This window comes from Bacillus sp. FSL K6-3431, from assembly GCF_038002605.1.
Taxonomy (GTDB): domain Bacteria; phylum Bacillota; class Bacilli; order Bacillales; family Bacillaceae_C; genus Lederbergia.
The window spans coordinates 709750-728576 of record NZ_JBBOCT010000001.1; the positions used below are offsets into that span (position 1 = coordinate 709750).

General features: G+C 36.9%; 29 protein-coding genes. 4 read left to right on the plus strand and 25 right to left on the minus strand.

Annotation, left to right across the window (positions count from 1 at the left end):
• Window position 1 precedes the first annotated feature (1 nt).
• From MHB53_RS03525 to MHB53_RS03580, 12 genes are all read right to left on the minus strand, one after another.
• Window positions 2-1516 (minus strand): minor capsid protein, encoded by a 1515-nt coding sequence (locus MHB53_RS03525; protein WP_340915764.1) that lies wholly within the window; start codon window positions 1514-1516, stop codon window positions 2-4.
• A complete protein-coding gene (locus MHB53_RS03530; RefSeq protein WP_340915765.1) occupies window positions 1509-2936 on the minus strand; it encodes a phage portal protein in 1428 nt (475 codons plus the stop codon). The genes MHB53_RS03525 and MHB53_RS03530 overlap by 8 nt, the downstream gene beginning before the upstream one ends.
• Before the next feature lie 9 nt (window positions 2937-2945).
• On the minus strand, window positions 2946-4217 hold the full coding sequence (locus MHB53_RS03535; protein ID WP_340915766.1) for a PBSX family phage terminase large subunit: 1272 nt from the start codon (window positions 4215-4217) through the stop codon (window positions 2946-2948).
• Complete coding sequence (locus MHB53_RS03540) at window positions 4201-4656, minus strand: terminase small subunit (protein WP_340915767.1); 456 nt, start codon at window positions 4654-4656, stop codon at window positions 4201-4203. The genes MHB53_RS03535 and MHB53_RS03540 overlap by 17 nt, the downstream gene beginning before the upstream one ends.
• 60 nt (window positions 4657-4716) lie before the next feature.
• Window positions 4717-4923, minus strand: a complete 207-nt coding sequence (locus tag MHB53_RS03545) for a hypothetical protein (RefSeq protein WP_340915768.1) — start codon at window positions 4921-4923, stop codon at window positions 4717-4719.
• A gap of 345 nt (window positions 4924-5268) precedes the next feature.
• Window positions 5269-6135 carry a hypothetical protein gene (locus MHB53_RS03550; protein WP_340915769.1) on the minus strand — a complete coding sequence of 289 codons (867 nt, stop codon included), beginning with the start codon at window positions 6133-6135 and terminating at the stop codon, window positions 5269-5271.
• A gap of 159 nt (window positions 6136-6294) precedes the next feature.
• Window positions 6295-6744, minus strand: a complete 450-nt coding sequence (locus tag MHB53_RS03555; protein ID WP_340915770.1) for a sigma-70 family RNA polymerase sigma factor — start codon at window positions 6742-6744, stop codon at window positions 6295-6297.
• 13 nt (window positions 6745-6757) lie between these two features.
• Window positions 6758-6925 (minus strand): hypothetical protein, encoded by a 168-nt coding sequence (locus MHB53_RS03560; RefSeq protein WP_340915771.1) that lies wholly within the window; start codon window positions 6923-6925, stop codon window positions 6758-6760.
• Between the two features lie 99 nt (window positions 6926-7024).
• Window positions 7025-7615 carry a hypothetical protein gene (locus tag MHB53_RS03565; protein ID WP_340915772.1) on the minus strand — a complete coding sequence of 197 codons (591 nt, stop codon included), beginning with the start codon at window positions 7613-7615 and terminating at the stop codon, window positions 7025-7027.
• 94 nt (window positions 7616-7709) lie between these two features.
• The gene (locus MHB53_RS03570; protein ID WP_340915773.1) at window positions 7710-8249 is read right to left on the minus strand and encodes a hypothetical protein; all 540 of its coding nucleotides are present in this window, start codon (window positions 8247-8249) and stop codon (window positions 7710-7712) included.
• A 61-nt stretch (window positions 8250-8310) separates the two neighbouring features.
• Window positions 8311-8601, minus strand: a complete 291-nt coding sequence (locus MHB53_RS03575) for a hypothetical protein (protein WP_340915774.1) — start codon at window positions 8599-8601, stop codon at window positions 8311-8313.
• A complete protein-coding gene (locus tag MHB53_RS03580) occupies window positions 8598-8795 on the minus strand; it encodes an XtrA/YqaO family protein (protein WP_340915775.1) in 198 nt (65 codons plus the stop codon). Before MHB53_RS03580 ends, MHB53_RS03575 begins: the two co-directional genes overlap by 4 nt.
• A 156-nt stretch (window positions 8796-8951) precedes the next feature.
• On the opposite strand from MHB53_RS03580, the gene MHB53_RS03585 reads away from it, so the two are divergent.
• Window positions 8952-9098: a hypothetical protein gene (locus MHB53_RS03585; RefSeq protein ID WP_340915776.1), complete on the plus strand. Its 147-nt coding sequence runs from the start codon at window positions 8952-8954 to the stop codon at window positions 9096-9098.
• 55 nt (window positions 9099-9153) lie between these two features.
• On the opposite strand, the gene MHB53_RS03590 is transcribed toward MHB53_RS03585, so the two are convergent.
• From MHB53_RS03590 to MHB53_RS03655, 13 genes are all read right to left on the minus strand, one after another.
• Window positions 9154-9318, minus strand: a complete 165-nt coding sequence (locus tag MHB53_RS03590) for a hypothetical protein (RefSeq protein ID WP_340915777.1) — start codon at window positions 9316-9318, stop codon at window positions 9154-9156.
• On the minus strand, window positions 9318-9830 hold the full coding sequence (locus tag MHB53_RS03595) for a hypothetical protein (protein WP_340915778.1): 513 nt from the start codon (window positions 9828-9830) through the stop codon (window positions 9318-9320). The genes MHB53_RS03590 and MHB53_RS03595 overlap by 1 nt, the downstream gene beginning before the upstream one ends.
• A gap of 43 nt (window positions 9831-9873) precedes the next feature.
• The gene (locus MHB53_RS03600) at window positions 9874-10575 is read right to left on the minus strand and encodes a sigma-70 family RNA polymerase sigma factor (protein WP_340915779.1); all 702 of its coding nucleotides are present in this window, start codon (window positions 10573-10575) and stop codon (window positions 9874-9876) included.
• Between the two features lie 32 nt (window positions 10576-10607).
• Window positions 10608-10907 carry a hypothetical protein gene (locus MHB53_RS03605; protein ID WP_340915780.1) on the minus strand — a complete coding sequence of 100 codons (300 nt, stop codon included), beginning with the start codon at window positions 10905-10907 and terminating at the stop codon, window positions 10608-10610.
• Window positions 10900-11172, minus strand: a complete 273-nt coding sequence (locus MHB53_RS03610) for a hypothetical protein (RefSeq protein WP_340915781.1) — start codon at window positions 11170-11172, stop codon at window positions 10900-10902. Before MHB53_RS03610 ends, MHB53_RS03605 begins: the two co-directional genes overlap by 8 nt.
• A 13-nt stretch (window positions 11173-11185) precedes the next feature.
• A complete protein-coding gene (locus MHB53_RS03615; RefSeq protein WP_340915782.1) occupies window positions 11186-12019 on the minus strand; it encodes an ATP-binding protein in 834 nt (277 codons plus the stop codon).
• On the minus strand, window positions 11964-12764 hold the full coding sequence (locus MHB53_RS03620; RefSeq protein ID WP_340915783.1) for a conserved phage C-terminal domain-containing protein: 801 nt from the start codon (window positions 12762-12764) through the stop codon (window positions 11964-11966). The genes MHB53_RS03615 and MHB53_RS03620 overlap by 56 nt, the downstream gene beginning before the upstream one ends.
• Window positions 12757-13290, minus strand: coding sequence for a phage replisome organizer N-terminal domain-containing protein (locus tag MHB53_RS26210; protein ID WP_445661395.1), 534 nt, complete (start codon window positions 13288-13290; stop codon window positions 12757-12759). The genes MHB53_RS03620 and MHB53_RS26210 overlap by 8 nt, the downstream gene beginning before the upstream one ends.
• Window positions 13291-13386: 96 nt before the next feature.
• Window positions 13387-14037 carry a hypothetical protein gene (locus MHB53_RS03635; RefSeq protein WP_340915784.1) on the minus strand — a complete coding sequence of 217 codons (651 nt, stop codon included), beginning with the start codon at window positions 14035-14037 and terminating at the stop codon, window positions 13387-13389.
• Window positions 14030-14839, minus strand: a complete 810-nt coding sequence (locus tag MHB53_RS03640; RefSeq protein ID WP_340915785.1) for an ORF6C domain-containing protein — start codon at window positions 14837-14839, stop codon at window positions 14030-14032. Before MHB53_RS03640 ends, MHB53_RS03635 begins: the two co-directional genes overlap by 8 nt.
• Window positions 14840-15035: 196 nt before the next feature.
• Window positions 15036-15206 (minus strand): hypothetical protein, encoded by a 171-nt coding sequence (locus MHB53_RS03645; RefSeq protein WP_340915786.1) that lies wholly within the window; start codon window positions 15204-15206, stop codon window positions 15036-15038.
• A gap of 52 nt (window positions 15207-15258) precedes the next feature.
• The gene (locus MHB53_RS03650) at window positions 15259-15531 is read right to left on the minus strand and encodes a hypothetical protein (RefSeq protein ID WP_340915787.1); all 273 of its coding nucleotides are present in this window, start codon (window positions 15529-15531) and stop codon (window positions 15259-15261) included.
• A 300-nt stretch (window positions 15532-15831) separates the two neighbouring features.
• Window positions 15832-16032 (minus strand): helix-turn-helix transcriptional regulator, encoded by a 201-nt coding sequence (locus MHB53_RS03655; RefSeq protein WP_340915788.1) that lies wholly within the window; start codon window positions 16030-16032, stop codon window positions 15832-15834.
• A gap of 116 nt (window positions 16033-16148) precedes the next feature.
• Between MHB53_RS03655 and MHB53_RS03660 the strand changes: the two genes are divergently transcribed.
• The 3 genes from MHB53_RS03660 to MHB53_RS03670 all read left to right on the plus strand — a co-directional run bounded on the left by MHB53_RS03660 (window position 16149) and on the right by MHB53_RS03670 (window position 18773).
• Window positions 16149-16475, plus strand: coding sequence for a helix-turn-helix domain-containing protein (locus MHB53_RS03660; protein WP_340915789.1), 327 nt, complete (start codon window positions 16149-16151; stop codon window positions 16473-16475).
• A complete protein-coding gene (locus MHB53_RS03665; RefSeq protein WP_340915790.1) occupies window positions 16462-17505 on the plus strand; it encodes an ImmA/IrrE family metallo-endopeptidase in 1044 nt (347 codons plus the stop codon). Before MHB53_RS03660 ends, MHB53_RS03665 begins: the two co-directional genes overlap by 14 nt.
• Before the next feature lie 95 nt (window positions 17506-17600).
• Window positions 17601-18773 carry a tyrosine-type recombinase/integrase gene (locus tag MHB53_RS03670; RefSeq protein ID WP_340915791.1) on the plus strand — a complete coding sequence of 391 codons (1173 nt, stop codon included), beginning with the start codon at window positions 17601-17603 and terminating at the stop codon, window positions 18771-18773.
• The last annotated feature ends 54 nt before the right edge of the window (window positions 18774-18827 follow it).

An 18827-nucleotide genomic window follows, 5' to 3' on the forward strand; every position in this document is an offset into this window, starting at 1 on the left:
CTTACACCTCCTGATCAGTTTTAATAGGTACAATATGTGTACGTTTTTTAGAGTGATGTATTTTAAATTTATTTGTTTCGAATGCTTCATTTCTCGAAACCGCAATACCAATAATTTCATCGACATGAATAACCTCTTTATTAATACGGCTTCCAGTACGATTAGTTTCAACAATTCCAGTACCTGCATATTTATCAAATAGTTTTTGGACATCTACATCATCAAAAAAGTAACTTTTCCCTTCAATGACCGTTGACTTCATATGCGGTGATTGCTTCTCTTTGTTTATTACCGAACCAAACGATCCATTACTTAATCTAGATTTTACATAATAATTATCTTGAAGTTTGCTCCACTCTATAGCTTTAGTATACTTTAATTCTTGGAAGGCTGCAAAAGATCTAGGAGCATCTCCCCCAAGTATGTCCTTGTATTTCTTATGTTGATTCTTATCTGTTGATCGGTTCAGAATCATTTCCTCTGTAGCTACTCTTTCTAGATCATCTTCAACATACTTCTCATGCCACTCTTCATAAGACATAGAATCAATAAGCCCATCCGCCGATTGCCTTTTCTCATCCTGCATGTATTCCGATTCATCAAAATACGGAATGGTCGTGGACCTACATCTTACATGAAAAGGATTCGCTGTTACCCCCGGCTCATAGTCTTTCACATCATAAACTTTACCGTCCTGTTCCCTACAAATGGTAGATGTTCGACTATCCAATGTCGCTAAAACCTCGTACTTTTCAATCCCAGCATCGATGTAGCTGTTTTGTGCAGCCAGGCCATGGAAGAAGTTTGATTCAGTCCTAACTAACGCTTCAACTTTTGATTTACTTACATCTGTCGCATCCATAATTACCTTTGTCGTCTTTTGCATGGATCGACCAGATACAAAACTCTTTTCCAGTTCTCTCTTTATCGTCTGCAACGCACCAGATTGATGATCCCAAATACGTTTTGAAAATTCCTTTCCACTCCAATTATAAGTAAGGAATTCTTTCATTGTCGTATCAGAAACCGCTGCTACCGTACCTGCGATTGCTCCTTGCTTTGCAAGATCAAACATCGATTGATAATATGAATTTTGATATACCTCACCAAGGCCTGTATATGTATATTCCTGCAACCCATTCATACCACCGTACATTTCAATCATTCGCATTTCTATTTGCAGGTTCAATGCCTCTAGTCGAGAAATGCGGGTACGATAACTTATAGCATTCAGCAGCCTGTCGTGTTCAGGATTACTGGATAGTGACATTTCTCTAAATCGTTTTAAATCGATATTCATAAGATCTTTTAATTCTTTTGCTGTGAGATATTTTCGTGCTTCAGCAAGTGTTATTTCATTCTCTTTAGAATAACGACCGTAGAACGCTTCTATTTGCCGTAGGATGTCTTGTTGTGCTTCACGTAGACTTTCATCCATTCGAGCCAAGAACTTACTTGCAATGAGTTGTGATTCCATTTCGCGTTGCGCCGATCGACTTTCCCAATACTTATTCATCGACCTTCACTTCTTTCGGAAACACATCCTCATACCCGTCAATTTCCTTCTGGCGTTCCTTCTTTTGCTCCTCCAGCCGTGCTTCAACTTCTTCTGTATACCAAGGATGATTTTCCCGAATGGTCTTATCATCAAGAATACCGACTGATTTTGAAGTATTGTCAATTGCCTCTGTTTCAGCAATGATAATGTCACGATTGAAAATGATATTGACTTTCTCTTTCGTAAAATCTCCTTTACCTGTCATAAGTAAATGGTGATTAATGAACCACAGCATGTGCTCAATGGATGATTGGAACTCCGATTCAAGAATGTTACAATCCATATCTAAATCGCTGTAACGAAAGCGTAAGGCTACTCCTGAAGCATCTCGTAGGCCTTGCTCTCTTGTATCAACGCCGCGTCCAAACTCATAGATAGAATTACGGTTACGATCAATCTCTTTTTCAACGGCTTCTGTCTGGATATCAGCCTGCAGTTTGTCTACATCTCCATTTTCATCCAACTTAACGGCCATATATTCATTCAAATCTTTGATGAACTCAGCAAGATCAACCCCGCCATAGTTTATAAGTTTATAAATGAATTTCGGAACGTCTGCCAATATATCCGCATTCGTTGAAGCCTGCAGGTTGTAGTTGTCCACCAATGACTTGATGCTATCCACAAGAGGTTGCTCTTCCTCGTTATATTTAAAGTGTATTAATGGGATTCGTTCCCACACATATGGTTTCCCGTTAATTGTGAAATGATGGTTCTGTTCCAAGCCTGCAGGAACATCAGGTATTAGCTTTCCGGCTTCAAAGATGAAGAATTTAATGCCCTTTGATTGGTAATACTCAACCTTCTTCTGTTTAACCTTATCCCCATTCATATAGATACTTACATCGTAAACACGTAAGAATGACAGGACTTCCATATGTTCGTTATCAGCCCAGAACGGAATGATCTGTTCAGATGGGAACTTAGTAAAGGATAGATCTCCCCGCTCGTTAAAGTACGGATGGAGATAGGCAATTCCTTTGTTGATCGCTTCCTTGCCCACGTTCTTAATTTTCTTCAGCAAGCCCCGATCAAACGTATCTGTCATGATGCCACTATACGCTTTATTTTCAGTACCGAATGTTGGTTCTTTGGAAAGTAGATAGCCAATCTTCTGGTCTACAAGCTTTTTCGCAAAGCCATGTGCCAACTTCTGATTCGATTTCCATTTAATCTTTTGTTCTTTTTGAAGGATATCAGCTTTGTTCCGGTAATAGAGTTCACCAGTAAGCATATTCTTTCGAGTCTCACTCTTCTCCCAATCTTGAATCTCTTTTACTAGTATTTCATCATCAGTAATGACGTTATTTACCATGTCGCTTATGACACTCACCATCCTTTCATGCCAAGGTGCACGATACAGGTCCTCTATTAGCATTTACTCACCTCATTTCAACACGGATACAGACGGCCGTTTCATGTCCCTTTCAAATGCATAACGCGTGGCATCAATCGTATGATTGTCCTTATCCTCTAATCTCGGTAACGGATTGCCATCACGATCCGTCTGGTAATCGATGTTCTCAAATTCCCTAGCGATGTTTGGTGTTCGAGTGGGGTCGATGCAAATAAAATCTAAATCATCAAGCCATTCTTCCCCATATTGCACACTGTCAGGTCCCTTCTTAGCCCCTTTAATTCGTCTAATACCATGTTCGATTTTCAGTTCATCAATAGATTTTGGCTCCGCAGAGTCCGCAGTCATTTCTTCGGTATCATAACCCTTTCCCTTAATCCACTTGGCTGCATTCCGATTACTGATTTTTTGTCCATAGTGTTCATCCAATGCATAGATGCCGTTTTTCTTTTTATCGTAATGCCAGCGTACAAAAGAAAACGGATCTGGACCATACCCGAAGTCTAGACCTTGCCTGATATTATCAAACGTCTTCACCATTTCATCTGTGATGCTTCCTGCTTCGACAAGCAAGTTATCGAATGGTACAACACCAGAACCGATTGCCTTCCCACCATACTCCCAGTCATATCGTTGAGGACTTCGCTTCCTGGTCGCTTCTGCCTCTGCTACAAACTGTTTAGAGATAAATGGGTTGTCTAGGTATGTTGAGTGATGCACGAACGTATTTGACGGTTGGAATGATGTCTCATACTTCTTATTCACCCATGATTGTTTACGCTTTGGTGGGTTATAACTAAAGAAAAACTTATAAAAAAGACCATCGCTCAATTCTCCACGTAACAAGGAGTTGGTGATGGTCGTCACTTCATCTTCAGTTTTGAATTCGGCTAATTCTTCTACCCAGGCGAAAGCAAAGGGAAAGTTTGCTGACTTTAATGACTTGATTCGTTCAGGATCCTTAGCGCCACGGAATACCATGTAATTGCCTCGTGGTATGTAAGTGATTCGCATTGGAGACTTATTAACTTTAAATAGATCGGAAACGCCTTGTTCTGATATGGCCCACTTCATTTGTTCAAAGATAGAGAGTTCAATCGTATTGTCTACCTTCCTGATCCCGACTGCATTCACTGCATAGCGCATGAGTAACTGAACTATGATATGTGCAATATCGGATGACTTACCAGAACCACGGCCACCTTTGCAAACGATGTTTAAAATTTCTTCAGCTACTGCGGCTCTCCAAACTGGATGAAATGCTTTCGGAAGGAATTCAGATAACTTACGCTTCATCTTCATCACCAATATCATCAATAAACGTTACATTTACAGCACCTTCTACTTGTTGTTTATCAGTCCACAAGGCATAGCGTTTACCAATTAATTCAGCAGCCTTGATACGCTCAGCAACGGTCGGTTTCATATCCTTTTTCATGTATTGCTCTCCCATACCCATACCTACTAACGCCGCCCCATCTGCCTCACCTCGTAAAACCGCTGTTAATGTTTCCATTATTTCTTGTTGATCTGCGACTCGTTCCGACTTCAACTCTTCCATGCGTTCGGCTATATAGGAAGAAATGTTAGCATATGTTAGCAATCTACTTCCATTTGCTCTTGCTGTTGCTTCCTTCTTCACATTTGGATAAGCCTTTAAATACGCTTCTGTAGCATTCCCCAACTCAATGTAATAATCAGAAAACGCTTGTTGTTTTGGTGTTAGCTTCTTTTGTTTCATTACATATCACCTACACCCCCATATTTATTTTGGGCAAAAGAAAAAGCACCGCCAGGGGTGCTATAACTTGCTAATCAATTCTTTATTTCGTTTATACAAAGTTATATTTTCTAATTCCAACTTTTTAATCTCTAATCTTAGCTTATCATCCAAAATGTTTTCTTCTAATTGTTTTGATAACTCTAGAGATTTTTCTCGATTTGTTATTTGCTTTTCGGTCAACTTTTGCATTTGATGAACAATTTCCAACCGTTCTTCTAAACTCATTCAACCATCCCCTCCCACCGAACCAATTCGACACAAGGAGCCAAATTCCTTCTTTTCACTAATTCCCCTAACTCTACCCTTGTGCTATCATTAGCAAGTTACTTAAAGGAGAGATCATCATCGAAGCAGAAGAAAGGTACGATTTAAACGTAATTTATGATATAAGGAATCATCCCGATATAAACGGCGGCCGTTGCGATAATTGTGATCACGGCGGGTTTGCAAGTTACATCCAAGAAAATAAACTCATTCGAAAATGCAAGAATTGCGGAATGAGGAAAAATGTTTAACCCTATCATTTGATGGGGTTTTGTTTTTAGTATAAAAAAGCACCACGATAATTGCTTAAGTATTGCTTGCTTTGAATGTTGGCAATTTCGTTATTACTGGATGTACTCTGTCTATGAGTAATTGATAATTTCCGAAAATAGTACTGAGATCTTCCTCTGAAATTTTAATCCCTGTAGGATGACCTGATTCATTTCTAACTTGTCTCATAATATCTAAAAATGAAAAATGAAGATTAGAATTTTCTAACCCGATTTGTTTAAAAACATCTTCTGAGTTTTTCGTTTTCCCTAAAAAACCATCAAGTCTTGCATGTGCTTTTTTTGCTTCAACAACTTCAACTTTAAATTTTGTAATTTCTCTTTCACTTCCATTACCATTTTCTAAATAAGATAAATACGCATCACAAAGTTGAATTAGCAATCTTTCCGCCGCACATCCGATCATGGTGGCTGCGGCTAGTCTATAACCTCTTTGCCCACAATAACAAGCTTCTAGAATATAATTCTTTTCTATACTATCAATATGTTGCTTGTGTACTTTGGCTACAAGATTTTGATAAACTCGCCCCCCAGGCATTGAAACATCCGACAAATCCTCTTCTTCAGTCTCATCCCCTGTAAAATCCATTATTTTTACCCCTTTAATGACATTCAGCAAATCATGGTCTTTATCATCCGGGTAAAACTCTTTACTCAACTTAACTACTTCATCCCAAAATTCTTCCACCTTCTTCATAAGGGGTAACGGAATTCTTATATCTAATTCTAAACTAGTTTGATTCCATATACTATAAGTGAATTGACCTGTATCAGTGAGAATGAAATCACAAGATTTCATTATACTCGCTACTTCATTAAGATCTTTATACTCTAAGTATTCAATAAAATTCTTCTTAAATACATCATTACTTAAAACTGTCATGTAAACCCTCCTTTTACATCTACAATTCGACAAAAGTAGATATTTTCCTTCTTTTCATTACTTTTTACCCAATATAAAAACGCCTCCGTAAGGATGGCGCTAATTTACGTAACAACGTTCTCGACCAGAAAACCAAACCTGACCGACCCTCCCTCCATTTTAACCGCATTCCTTTTCTAATTGCAAAATAGCTGTAATCTGTCTACTTTGTCTAATCTGTCTTACGATGTCATTCTTTTGCTTTTGAACAAAATCTTTTGACATGGATAGATGCAGCGCTATTTGTCTGTACGTCATTTCATCAAGAAGGCAATCATAAATGATTTTCTGTCTTTCATCCTCTAGCACATCAATCGCTGTTTCTAGTGCATATACATTTCTTTGATAATCTTCCAACCTCCGAATCTGCTTCTCTTCTCGAATATCCATATCCCTTAATTCCGCATAACTCTTACCAGAACTTCCTCTTGGCATAGCTGCTTCATCACCGTATTGAGCAACACCCCATGATTTCATAGGAGAAGTGGATCCGTAAATGATTCGTTGAAGCCTAGCAATTTCTTTTTTCATCCAGTTATAATCCTTGATAAGCTGTGAAATTCTATCCATCAATGATCCCTCCTCATTTTTGTCTAACTCGACCGCCTACTCTTGTGTGTACTCTCATGTTTGCGCCCATAATATTTTTCCATTCAGAAGTGCTTAAACGCTCCTGTTTGCGCTTCTGCGCCTTTTTAGCCTGTGGTTTAACGTCTATCTGCATTAGTTGAGCTTTCGTTGATAGATTCATAGCTTCATCTCCTTTATAAGAAATAAAAAAAGAGGACAACAAATGACACAGCGTAATGCTGTAATCAATCGTTGTCCTCTGGATGGCCAGGGGGACTTATTAATTCAATTTTAATTCATTAAATAATTCGTCTACTTTCGCTTTATATATTTTATTTATCCTCAAAACATTTTCTTCATCATAAAGTTTTTTATCGCCTAACATCTTGTTTTTCAAAAAAGCATTATCGCTCAATTGTTGAGCAGCTATTCTTATCATCTTGACATCTTGATAATAATCAACCGGTACACTCTCTAAATCTATATTTTCTCTTATTACTCTTACGTGGTTTGAGATATCTCTAATCGTTAAATCAAGATCATCGGGTCTTAAGTCGCCTTTTGCAATTAAATTACTATGGTGACAAACACTCTCCAAATTTTTCTTATGAGTAAGAAGCAACCTTCTAAACTCCTCATAATTCCATAATTTATTTTCTTTTATTGTTAAATTAGCGGCATTAATTGCATATTTCCCTGCTAACCAAGCACCTAAAAAAGCACCACCAAGAGTACCTGTAAAACCTAATAATGAATCATGAAAAGGTTTAAATGAGAAATTGTTCGTAATAATAAATATCGTGAGTGCTAAAATGATTATTAGCAAGCTGCCAAGGACCGCATTATATACCAATTTGTCTATATCTCTCAAAAACCTTCCCCCTTCCTTTATATTTCGTTTCACTCTCCCTCACAAATAATGCTTAATACGTCATTTAGTGTCCTCAAGTGGATAGTAAAACTAATCATTTATATTTTTTATCTAGTTTTATACATTCTGCACTTATCCTATAATAACTATTTATGATATTTTTCTTAACTTCTATAATATTAGAGTAATCATCAATTGAATCTTTGTTAATGCTTCCTTCACTTTTTAAAATTAATGTTAACTCTTGATAATCAAAAGATAAATTGAACAAACTCTCTTTCAATATTAAAAAGTCACTATAATATTTATAAGGTATTGTTTCAACATTAACATCCTTTATAATACCTAAAGTATCATCGATGTGATTAAGAACAGTTAATGTATTGGCTAATTTTATTCTAATAGTATCGTTGGAAATTAAGCTATCCAATTCATCAATAATTAATTTTATATGTGTGCTGAAAGTACTAAATGTCTTTAAAAAACTTTTATTTATGTCATCCTTTAAACGTTTTTCTTGCTTCCTTATTTGTATTATTAGAATAATTATTGCTATTAATCCAGAAAGTAAAGCCCCGAACAAAGATCCCACAAAACTAGCATCATTAAAAAGAATCGAAATATACTCTCTCAAAACTCTCCCCCTCTACCTTCCCTATCCATCTTCCTTCTAAATTTCATTTTGTTAAAAGCTATTATTCTAAAACGTCCAAATCATCAATTTCAACAAATCCATTTCGGTTTGTATCAAGATATTTCACTTTAGCTCTCATCGGATCTTTTTCATCTTTTCGATTGAACCCTAAAATTTGAACGCTACGACCACGATTCCTTGTCGCTCTCTTATTTAAAGGTTGAATCCCTAGGGTACTTCCGACTCGAAATGTAAACTCCGAGATTTTTTCTTGACCAATATACCTTTCGACCTTTACCTTTTCTACCACATTCTCTTCGTTCACATAGAACTTTTTTCTAACGCCTCTCAAAACTCTTCCCCCTCTTCTCTTCTCATGCGCTTCACCTTCCCTTGATGCGTCACAATTTTATATTCACCATGTGGCGGCAATTCTCTTAATTTCGCCTTCCCGTCACAAATCACAATCACACAACTGGTTGGTATTTCCATTATATCAATCTCTAGTCTATTTGTCTCAGTCAATTCTATATCTTGTAGACTCATAGTAGAATCCCTCCTGTATATGGTATAATCAAGTTATCGAAGTTTGATTAGCCGGGAGGAATCCTGGCTATTTTTGTATACATATTTCCTCTTGCACTTTATACACAGGTATATTATCCTATTAAATAAGTAGTTCCTTTGCAGGAGGTGACAATAATGTCTATCAATGATGAAATTTTAATATTGATGCGAGAGCTCAAAAAAGTAATTGATGAATATTACCAAGCTCCAGATCACTTAAAACCTGAAATACAGGAAGATATCCTACTACTCAGTCAAGCAATCGACCCCCAACAACAATGATAATCCCACAACCTTGTCCACCTTAGATAAAATCACAATTTGAAATTGTACTAATTCATGACGCCTTCTTTAATACTGAATATGAGCGATCTATCATTTGAAGGCGTTCAACTTCCTTTTCTAGATCCACTATCCTAGCAACCACATATTGATTATGAATATCATCTGACTTACCCAGAAGATCCTTAATTGCTTCGTTCATTTTAGGATAAGTTTTCATCACCCGGATTCACCCATTCCCAATAGATTTTCCAATCTGGAGGATTCACGTTCAAGCAGCCTATGGTCATCCTTTATATCTTTTTGCAAGCGATCAGCTATAGGGACATGCTGACTGGTCCCTGCATCGCGTTCTGTTTTCAAACGATCAATCACGCTTTGATGTTCTTGGATGACAGCCTCTTTATAAAGCATGGACTCTCTCAATTCTTTAACTTCATTTTCAAGAGCAATCATTTTAGATACTGCAGCTGAACTTTCAACTTTCTTCTCCTTTGTTGAACTCTCACTTTTCAAAGACTTTGTAACATTCATTCCTGATCGCACTTTTTCCACATCCCACTTTTGACGATGATAGTTTATTGCAGATGGACTAACCCCGAACTCTTTTCCGATTTCAGCATATGTCATGCCTTTTGCTCTCATGGCATTGACTGCTTCTTCTGTAATTACGACTTTCACTTTTACAAGTGATTGGTTTTGAGCGCTGGACGCATCCTTCACCTTTGTCACCCACTTCACTTCCTTTACAGTCCTCTTTTCCTTTGTCTTTTCTTCACTTGGTTCTATAGCGTGCTGTATTCCTGAATAAACCATGTATTTCTGCCGTATCCTTTTTATATTTCGCGACACTTGGACTTGGCTTACACCGATCTTTTGAGCAATAATTGCTTGTGTCTGCCCGTCCATCAATCCTTTCGCTATGAATCTTTCCCTGTCGTCCAAACACTTCGAGAAATTCCTGTACAAACAATCTTGTAATATCGTCCGGTTCACCTATAAGATCTGAGACGTTTCTATCACCTTCTGAATCACGTACTGGTTGATCTAAACTACTCGGCTTTCCATGTCTTAAAAAATTCAGTGCATGAATGACTTTTTTTCTACCCTCCTCAAGTTCTGTTGATATTGCATCAATGGATAATTCATCCATTCCATTCGCTCGGATGCTAAAAGCTAATTCCTTAATTCCTCGTGAATAATTAACACCAGTACCACTTCCTCTTAAGACACGTTGAATTTCTCCGCGAATCATAGGTACTGCATATGTGGAAAAACGAACAGGAAATTTTTCCCCATCGAAGTAATCGAACGCTTTTATCAAACCCATAAAACCGATAGAAACAATATCCTCATAATCCTGCCCAACGCCCTTAGCCTGTTTTTTCAATTTATGACATTCCTTATGGACCAGTCCTTTGTGTTTTGTCACTATCGAATCCCGTGTGTGGACCTCCCCATTGATGACCTTTTCCATCTGACCCACCTTTTCAAATTTGCTATGGTTATCTATTGAAGCCCCTTCTGCTTCAAGGCCTGTCCTCTCGTGTGTAATTCATTAAGGAGAACATTCTTCATTTCACTTAAGAACGAAGAGTCATTTCCCTCAAAAACCGTACACATCTTGTTAAGCTTTTCAGTTGAGAATCGTTCAAACACTGTCGACCAAACTTCAAGGAAGGTCGAATCCGGCTGCAAGCTAACTTCTAACTTTTCACAAATATCGAACATCATTTTTCCTGCATACATAACAATCGCATCCTCATGTGTAGCCCAACTATCTGATTTACAGAGCACAAGCTTACTCATAGCTTTCAATCCTTTCTGCTTCCAACTCATGTTTTCGGGCTATTAATTCCATTTTCATAGGTTCATACATTGGAGTGGAGTTAATAACAAATTCCTCATAAAGTGAATAGACGTCTTCTTTATGCATTTGTTTAAGCGAAACTCTCCACCATTCACCAAGATCAGTGGTCGTTGGTATATCAATTCCGAAATGTTTTGAAAAGTTATAAATTGCTTTTGCAACGCGGTATTCAATTGAATTCATATCAATCTCTTTTTCCTTCATTTTTACCACCCTCTCAAAATGGAATATTGTTCATTCTCTTATCCTTGGTTTCTCTGAATACAACAAACTTCGGATTTCTGAACATTCTAGATACAAGTTTTTTGTCGTACATTTTAAATAACGTTTCACTTGATAGATTGGTAGTGATAAATGTTGATTTATCCTGTCTTGTTGTCGTGATTGCATACAGCACACGTTGAACGAAGTCTGTAGCAGTTTTATCCGTGCCGATCGCTCCTGTTTCAGCTCCAATATCATCCAGTGTCAGGTAATCAACCTCTGACATTAATTCCACAAAGTAATTTTCCGTATATTTGCTTTCTTTATTGTTGAACGTATCTTTAATTAACCGAAGCATACTTTCCACGTTTACAAATAAACATGAGGTATCTTGTCCATTCAGTTCTTGCAGCATTGCATAAGCTAAATGACTTTTCCCTGCCCCTTGATTACCTTGAAGCACCACATTAAAAACTTGTCCACTTCTCATTCGATCAATAGCTTCTAAAACAGTATGTTTGTTAGCTATCTCTTCTTTTGCTTTAGCTTCATAGTTTTCAAGAGTAGCTTTTATTAGCGTATTGTCCTGAATGATACTGCGCTTATAAAGAGTGTTATATTTCCGTTGTTCATTAGCTTTGTCATAATCACTCTGTATCGATGCTTGTAATTGCTGTTCTGTCTTTTCAGCTTCACAACGTGGACATAGCACCTCACTGTTAACAATCATCATCTGTATTGGCTTAATGACTTCTTGCCCATCTTTTATATAAGTGTGTTTTTCACAAACTTCAGAATGGAATGCCATTTTCTTTAGCCAATTTTGCGGCATCGTTATTTTTTCCACTTATAGAACCACCTTTCTGATTAAGGTAGGATTCAAACTTTGTACCAAACAGTGTTTCGGGCCTTAGGAATTTGTTCATTTTCTCATCCTTAATCCACTCGGCCGTCTTGGTATCTATTACGCTTTTAAAATCATGTAGCTCAAATCCTTCATTCCAACGTGCTTTTATTAGGTCTTTCGTTTTTCTAGTTGAAGAACGATATTTAGTAGAAGCCACATCGTTGAGATAATTTATTATCTCGACATAAGGTATTACTTCTCTTTCTTCTTTATCTTTTTCTTCTTCTTCTTCTTTATCTTCTTCTTTATCTTCTTCTTGTCCACGTATCGTGAACGTATCGTACAACTCCTTGATACCACTATGTTCTACCTGTTCACCTACGTAACTTATCAAATCTTCATCCTTCACTTCTTTTAGTTCAGAAAGAACACAATCAATCATCGGTTTACCACCACGATTCAAGTTGTATTTGCCCCAATTTCTAATTGCTATCTCTCTTGTTCCAGGGTTATAAACTACAATTTTATGATGTTTAATAAACCGATCTAGTAAAGAATTAATACTCTCCATTGAGTAACCAGTATCAAAAGCCATTTGTTTTTTAGTAATTTGATAGATGCCGATCTGAGTTGCATTGGAATTAGTTAACAAGTACAGGAAGAAGTATTTATCTTCCGGTGTCATTTCCTCAACAACTCGCGGATCGTTCCAAAACTCCGTATAAACCATTCTGAATTTAGCCATTCTTTTCACCCTTTTTATGAACTTTCCTATGGCAAGGTTCGCATAACGTCTGTCCGTTACTAACTTCAAACCTTAATTCTTCGTAACAGGCAAACGACTTGATGTGATGGGCGTTAAGCGATCCGCCTACTTGGTTACACATTTGACAGGTATATTTATCTCTTTCAAAAACGTCGGCTCTCCATAGCTTATATTCCGGTGAATTGCGCAACTCTTGATTAGTACGCCAAAACCGATTAATTTCTATAGTGTCACCATCTATTTTCATTACACCTACTTCAGTAAGCGCTGAAATCATCCTCCAAATAAACTGGATGTCTTTTTTCAATAAAACCGAAAGCAACTCTTCAGTTGAATGAGTATTATTAGCAAAGTTTTTCACTTTAAAGCTTCCATCCTTTGAAGACATAAGGAACAATTTGAACCAACACACTAATATAGTGTCAGCTTCCGGCATATTTTCAATCAGACGGATCTTCTCGTCTTCAAACATTTGAGTGCTTAATTTAATCCATTTCACGTTCATAATTTTTCACTTCCTGTTTATTAATTCTTAGAAGCGTGTTATACTTTCGGTAACTTATATTTACGGTAGTCCATTGTTGGCGCAATGGGCTTTTTTTTATTTCAATACTTTTAAATACTTTGGGCGCGGCTTTGTCACCTTCTCTACTTCCCCGGTGTCATTGTTCGTTAGATATTTATCACCCTTGTCATCCTTAGTCACCGTGTAAGTAGTAACACCTTGGTCTTCGAAAAACTCTTCCATGACCCCCTTACCACCTTCTGCTCGACGGATGGCACTCATTACGCACATTGTTTTAGAAGAAAATCTGGTTAGTTCCCAATTATGATAATCCCAATGGAACCTCGACATTTCTTCACCGATTACTCTGTCTTCGCCAAATTCTTCGATGTACTTTCTAGTAAAAAAGTAATCCTTCAACCCGTATTTCTCACCGTCATACTCTTTGGCTATTGGGAAAACCACTTGCAATTGACGTGGTGTTAAAGTACTCATAACCGCGTTTATCGATGAAATGATGCTGAATGTACTGACTAATAATCCATAATCCATCGAATCAATGTTTGTTGCATTAATTTTTTTCACACCGTACAAAACTAACTTTTTACGAATATCCAAATCTAGATTTTTGAAATCCTCCCATTTGTCCGTAATACTTTTGAGTGTGTTTATGAATGCATTTGAATACAACGAGCGATAATTCAGCTTTTCCTTCCTAATCCCCTCAATCACTTTTAACTTAGCCATTGATTCCACCATCCTGTTCTAAAAGTTGTAAGTGCTGCTGTCTGTTCAAAGTTCTAATTTCAAGACGAGTGCTCGTATCTGGCGACCATTCTTCAATAAAATGAAGTGATTCATCAAATCGAAGTTTCGGTAATTCTCCGTATCTAGGAATCTCAAAGTGTCGCTTGAACTCGTTCCAAAATTGAGAAAAAACTTTCTTACTTATTTCTTGATACGCCTTTGATTCCTTACCGCCTAAACACTTAACAACTTTACCTCTGCCGTTTTTATTAATTCTATGTTCCTGCGCCCCGTCGATCCGCATCGTGTCTTCCAGTGAGTTAATACGTCCCTCGACCACTCCGAGTCGTTGCTCTTGTTTTACGTTGAATTGTGCAATCGCTGCAATTATTTCAGCTTGCGTTTTAGGTTGTTCATCTCGCATTTTGAAGTATCCATCAAGAAGTTCATCGTATTTATCCCAAGCAAGATCGTCATCGAAAACTTTTAATAGTTTTGCGTAGCCTCTTTCGGAAAGTAGATAAATATTTTTAGCTCTATTAATCGCATTTTGAGTTAATATTCCGTTATTGCTCAAAGTGATAACGGAATCAGTTCCGGCTAAATCGAGTATGTCAATTCCATCTTTGAACCTTTTTCGGTTGCGATTGATATTTTGATTAACGAACATCAATTCCTTTTCATGAATTTCTGCAATATGCTGAACAAGCATCGATTTCTTACTCTCTCCAAAACCACCAGCAATGTTTGGAACTGAAATTCCACAAACTTCAGTAATACCTTTAATTGTTATACTATTCATTCTTCATCCTCCTTCAAGGCTGTTGCGAATAAGCACCCAAGACCAAATGATATAAGTATCAACATGAATGTCTCAGTAATCCCCATTTCGATTCCTTCGTTTCACCTTTGCATACATACCTGCAAAAAAAAGGCCAGTCTGTACCTACAACATTTGTGTTTAATATCCGTTCAATCGAGACTTTATGTTGTCCCTCCTAATTTCGAATCTCTATGTGATCAGATACTGTTAATTCGGTATAAACCGTTTTGTCTATAACATCTGACACTAAATGGACCTTGTTACCTTCGACGATCAAACGTCCAGTTAAATATCCATCTAGTCGATCGCTACTTTCTCTCATGTCTTCTGCTACTTTTGCAAACATAACTATCCCTCCTTCAAAACTTTCCTATTGAGCGTCTGTCCACGCATATTTTTTACCACTCGTCCATGATTTCTTGCATTACACCTAAACTAGCTTCATAAAACCAATACCGCTTTCCTTTCTCTTTCCGCCTTTCGATTAACTTCATCCGAGGATCGTGTAAAAATTCATTCTCTAGAAACGACTTACTCATGCATGTTCGCTTGACCATTTGTTCAATGTCCCAGGTAAATAGAGTTTGATTCAGAGCTTCATCCAACTTTTCATGGATATACTTTTTGATTTCATTCTGGTTGATATCAACGTTTATTTTTGCGATTGACAATTAGCTCTCACCTCTCTTTAGTTGAATTCATTTCTTCGCGTTCCATAATCGAACATTCTAGGGAACAATCCTATTACGCTATTTTCACTTCCAGACACTTAAGAAAAAACACGACCACTTACAAATGAATTGTCGTTTTAGGTTTCGGTTGTTGGTATTAATTGATCCGCTTTAATTCCTCCTTTATTTAGTTCCGGTATTTTAAATACCCTAAAAGATAAAAAACAAAATGGTATTGACAATACCACGTTTAGGACTTAAAATGTACATAAGGGTATTAGGAATACGAAATAAAAAATGTTACTTCATTAAGTCTTTGAAAAGGATATCCGGAGTTGAATCCAATTCACTACATATCTTGAACATTAAAGAAGTACTAGGGTTTGCGCGACCATACTCCATACTTCTCACATGTTCAGTGGATATATCAAGCTTTTCCGCGAAAGCAGTTTGGCTGTAACCCTTCTGCTTACGTGCATTGGACAAGGCTGTTCTTTTCATGAGTCTCACCTCACTTGCTTAAGTTGTAACCTCAGTATAAACGGTATTTTAAATACCGTCAAGTATTTTTAATACCATTATGCCATTTTTTTATAATTATACTGGAGGTACTAGAAATGTCCATAGGACAACGTGTAAAAAAATTAAGATTAAAACATAATTTAACGCAACTACAAATGGCTGAATTCCTCGGCATTGGGCGCTCTAATTTAGGTCACATTGAAAACGACCGCGTTGAGTTGGAAAGTAAATACGCTACAAAATTAGCAGAAAAGTTCAATACATCTGTTGAGTATATTTTAACTGGAGAGGGTGAAGCCGAAACAGATCCAGACATAAGAACCCTACATAGGGCGGCAAAAGATATGACTCCAGAACAGAGAAAGAAGGCAATAAAAATACTCGAAGCGACTTTTGAGGATTTATTCGATGATGAGGACTAAACCAAATTACGACAAAGCCAAAAGGGCCGCATATGACGCTTTGGAATATCATAGGATCAGTGATTTCCCTATCGATATTCTTACAATACTAGAATCATATGATGATATAAAGATAATTTCTTACAGTGAGATGGCTAAAAAGAGAGGATGTACTATAGAAGAGATTATTGCAGTCAACTCTTCCGAGGATGGGGTGATTCATTATTCCGGAAATAGGGGCAAATATTTTATAGCTTACAATGATGCAATAGGACATAAAGAGCGCGTATATTGGACTCTAGCCCATGAGTACGGACATTATCTTTTAGGTCATCATAAAGAGTCAAGTAAATCTAGCTTAGCTAGAAATGAAATGGTTGATGCGGAATATGATGTTCAGGAAGTAGAGGCTAATTTTTTTGCTCGATTCTTTTTATCTCCTCCTCCGATAATAGTTGAGGCCAAAATGAACGACCATAAAAAAATAATGGATTTTTTCGGAGTATCATTCACAGCAGCCTCGAACACTTTAAAATACATCGAGGACAGTTATAAAAAGGGCTTTCGATTTAATACACCTATAAAAATAGCAAAGTACATTAATAAATTTATTAGTAAAGTACAATTGGGGAAAACCTGTAGAAATTGTAGCGGGTTCTCTTATATAAGAAACGCCGAACATTGTGGAATTTGTGGCAGCAACGACTTTCATAACATCTATAAAGGAGAAGATATAGATATGATTTATGTAGGTATAAATGTAAATGAAAACGGCAAAGCGTTAGAATGTCCAGTGTGTGAAAACGAAGAAACCCATATAGAAGGGGAACATTGTGGACAATGTGGAACCTTTATTATAAACCTATGTTCAATTGAACTGGATGGTTGGAATGATGATCGTTACAGGCCTTGTCCTGATCCACTCCCCGGTAATCTAAGACATTGCACAAAGTGCGGAGCTGAGAGTACATTCTTAAAAACAGGGATATTGAAACCATGGACTCAAGAAAAAGAAGATATAAAGGAGTTTAATAAGCTGTTTCTTGCTTAATTAATAGTCTTTTAAACTATAAAGGAGGTGATGCCGAGCTATAGTAACTATCCCCCAGTGAGCGTCTGTCCACGCAACGAAAGGGAAATATAACTATGAAACTATATAAAACTAAAAAAGATCCGGAGTTGTACTATTACTATAATGCTCAAAAGCAGAAAAAATGGATGTACCGTCATAGGTATTATGATGATCTAGGATATCGTAGAGAAAAATCCAAACAAAACTTTGAAAAAGAAGCCGATGCATATAGAGAGTTATTAAAAATAAAAACTGACACCGCAAATGGACTTGTAAAGCAAGTTGAATATTCCGGTATATTAATATCTGAGTGGCTAGATATTTGGTACGAAACTAATCAAAATGAATGGGAAATACCAACTAGAATGCATCGTAAAAGAGTCATTACTCTACATTTAAAACCGTTGCTCGGTAAATATAAGCTAGCAGATTTGGATAACGCGACATACAGACGAGTCTTCATTAATAAGACTTTGAAAAGCTTTAAACCAAGCACAGTCGCAGAATATCATCGGCTTTTTAAAATTGCTGTTAATGCAGCTATTGATAATGAAATAATTTCACGAAATCGGTTCAAAAAAATAAAAATTGACCAAGATGAACCAGAAAATAACTTTCTCACTCCTGATGAGTTAAGTGAGTTTCTTTCGTATACAAAAAAGTATGAACGTATAACTATTTACACTTTAACACTTTTGTTAGCTTACACTGGATTCAGAAAAGGTGAAGCTTTAGGACTTACTTGGAATGACATCAATTTCAAAAATAAAACGATCACAGTGAATTGCACAAGAGACCAACATGGCGTACGTTCACCGAAAACAAAAAGGAGTTATCGAACGATCCATGTAGATCAATTGGTATTAGTACAATTGGAAAGTTACAAATTGTGGTCTAAGAAAGTTAAGCTATCATTTGGGGACCACTTGAAAAAAGAGGATTTTATTTTTATTAGTACAAAAGGTGCCCCATTGTATCACAACAATATCAATACGCGATTTAGACGAATTCTTAAGAAGAATCCGGACTTTACGGTTATTACTCCTCATGGATTGAGGCATACACACGCAACAATTTTAATTAGTAAGAGAATACCAGTTAGGACTATTGCCGATCGTTTAGGAAACACACCTCAGATGATTTACGATGTTTACGGACATTCTTTCGAAGCATTAGAATTAGAAAGCGTCAATGCATTTAGTGACAGTCTAAAGGAAGTTGGGGGCACTTCTGGGGGCGGTTTTTAAAACACCCGTGTAAAACTTAATGGTATTAAGGATTTCGGAAACATGCTATAATAC

Bases quoted from the DNA above. Each gene is read 5' to 3' on its own strand.
- MHB53_RS03525 (WP_340915764.1), bottom strand. From the start codon at position 1,516: ATGAATAAGTATTGGGAAAGTCGATCGGCGCAACGCGAAATGGAATCA.
- MHB53_RS03530 (WP_340915765.1), bottom strand. From the start codon at position 2,936: ATGCTAATAGAGGACCTGTATCGTGCACCTTGGCATGAAAGGATGGTG.
- MHB53_RS03535 (WP_340915766.1), bottom strand. From the start codon at position 4,217: ATGAAGATGAAGCGTAAGTTATCTGAATTCCTTCCGAAAGCATTTCAT.
- MHB53_RS03540 (WP_340915767.1), bottom strand. From the start codon at position 4,656: ATGAAACAAAAGAAGCTAACACCAAAACAACAAGCGTTTTCTGATTAT.
- MHB53_RS03545 (WP_340915768.1), bottom strand. From the start codon at position 4,923: ATGAGTTTAGAAGAACGGTTGGAAATTGTTCATCAAATGCAAAAGTTG.
- MHB53_RS03550 (WP_340915769.1), bottom strand. From the start codon at position 6,135: ATGACAGTTTTAAGTAATGATGTATTTAAGAAGAATTTTATTGAATAC.
- MHB53_RS03555 (WP_340915770.1), bottom strand. From the start codon at position 6,744: ATGGATAGAATTTCACAGCTTATCAAGGATTATAACTGGATGAAAAAA.
- MHB53_RS03560 (WP_340915771.1), bottom strand. From the start codon at position 6,925: ATGAATCTATCAACGAAAGCTCAACTAATGCAGATAGACGTTAAACCA.
- MHB53_RS03580 (WP_340915775.1), bottom strand. From the start codon at position 8,795: ATGAGTCTACAAGATATAGAATTGACTGAGACAAATAGACTAGAGATT.
- MHB53_RS03585 (WP_340915776.1), top strand. From the start codon at position 8,952: ATGTCTATCAATGATGAAATTTTAATATTGATGCGAGAGCTCAAAAAA.
- MHB53_RS03590 (WP_340915777.1), bottom strand. From the start codon at position 9,318: ATGAAAACTTATCCTAAAATGAACGAAGCAATTAAGGATCTTCTGGGT.
- MHB53_RS03600 (WP_340915779.1), bottom strand. From the start codon at position 10,575: ATGGAAAAGGTCATCAATGGGGAGGTCCACACACGGGATTCGATAGTG.
- MHB53_RS03605 (WP_340915780.1), bottom strand. From the start codon at position 10,907: ATGAGTAAGCTTGTGCTCTGTAAATCAGATAGTTGGGCTACACATGAG.
- MHB53_RS03610 (WP_340915781.1), bottom strand. From the start codon at position 11,172: ATGAAGGAAAAAGAGATTGATATGAATTCAATTGAATACCGCGTTGCA.
- MHB53_RS03620 (WP_340915783.1), bottom strand. From the start codon at position 12,764: ATGGCTAAATTCAGAATGGTTTATACGGAGTTTTGGAACGATCCGCGA.
- MHB53_RS26210 (WP_445661395.1), bottom strand. From the start codon at position 13,290: ATGAACGTGAAATGGATTAAATTAAGCACTCAAATGTTTGAAGACGAG.
- MHB53_RS03635 (WP_340915784.1), bottom strand. From the start codon at position 14,037: ATGGCTAAGTTAAAAGTGATTGAGGGGATTAGGAAGGAAAAGCTGAAT.
- MHB53_RS03640 (WP_340915785.1), bottom strand. From the start codon at position 14,839: ATGAATAGTATAACAATTAAAGGTATTACTGAAGTTTGTGGAATTTCA.
- MHB53_RS03645 (WP_340915786.1), bottom strand. From the start codon at position 15,206: ATGTTTGCAAAAGTAGCAGAAGACATGAGAGAAAGTAGCGATCGACTA.
- MHB53_RS03655 (WP_340915788.1), bottom strand. From the start codon at position 16,032: ATGAAAAGAACAGCCTTGTCCAATGCACGTAAGCAGAAGGGTTACAGC.
- MHB53_RS03660 (WP_340915789.1), top strand. From the start codon at position 16,149: ATGTCCATAGGACAACGTGTAAAAAAATTAAGATTAAAACATAATTTA.
- MHB53_RS03665 (WP_340915790.1), top strand. From the start codon at position 16,462: ATGATGAGGACTAAACCAAATTACGACAAAGCCAAAAGGGCCGCATAT.
- MHB53_RS03670 (WP_340915791.1), top strand. From the start codon at position 17,601: ATGAAACTATATAAAACTAAAAAAGATCCGGAGTTGTACTATTACTAT.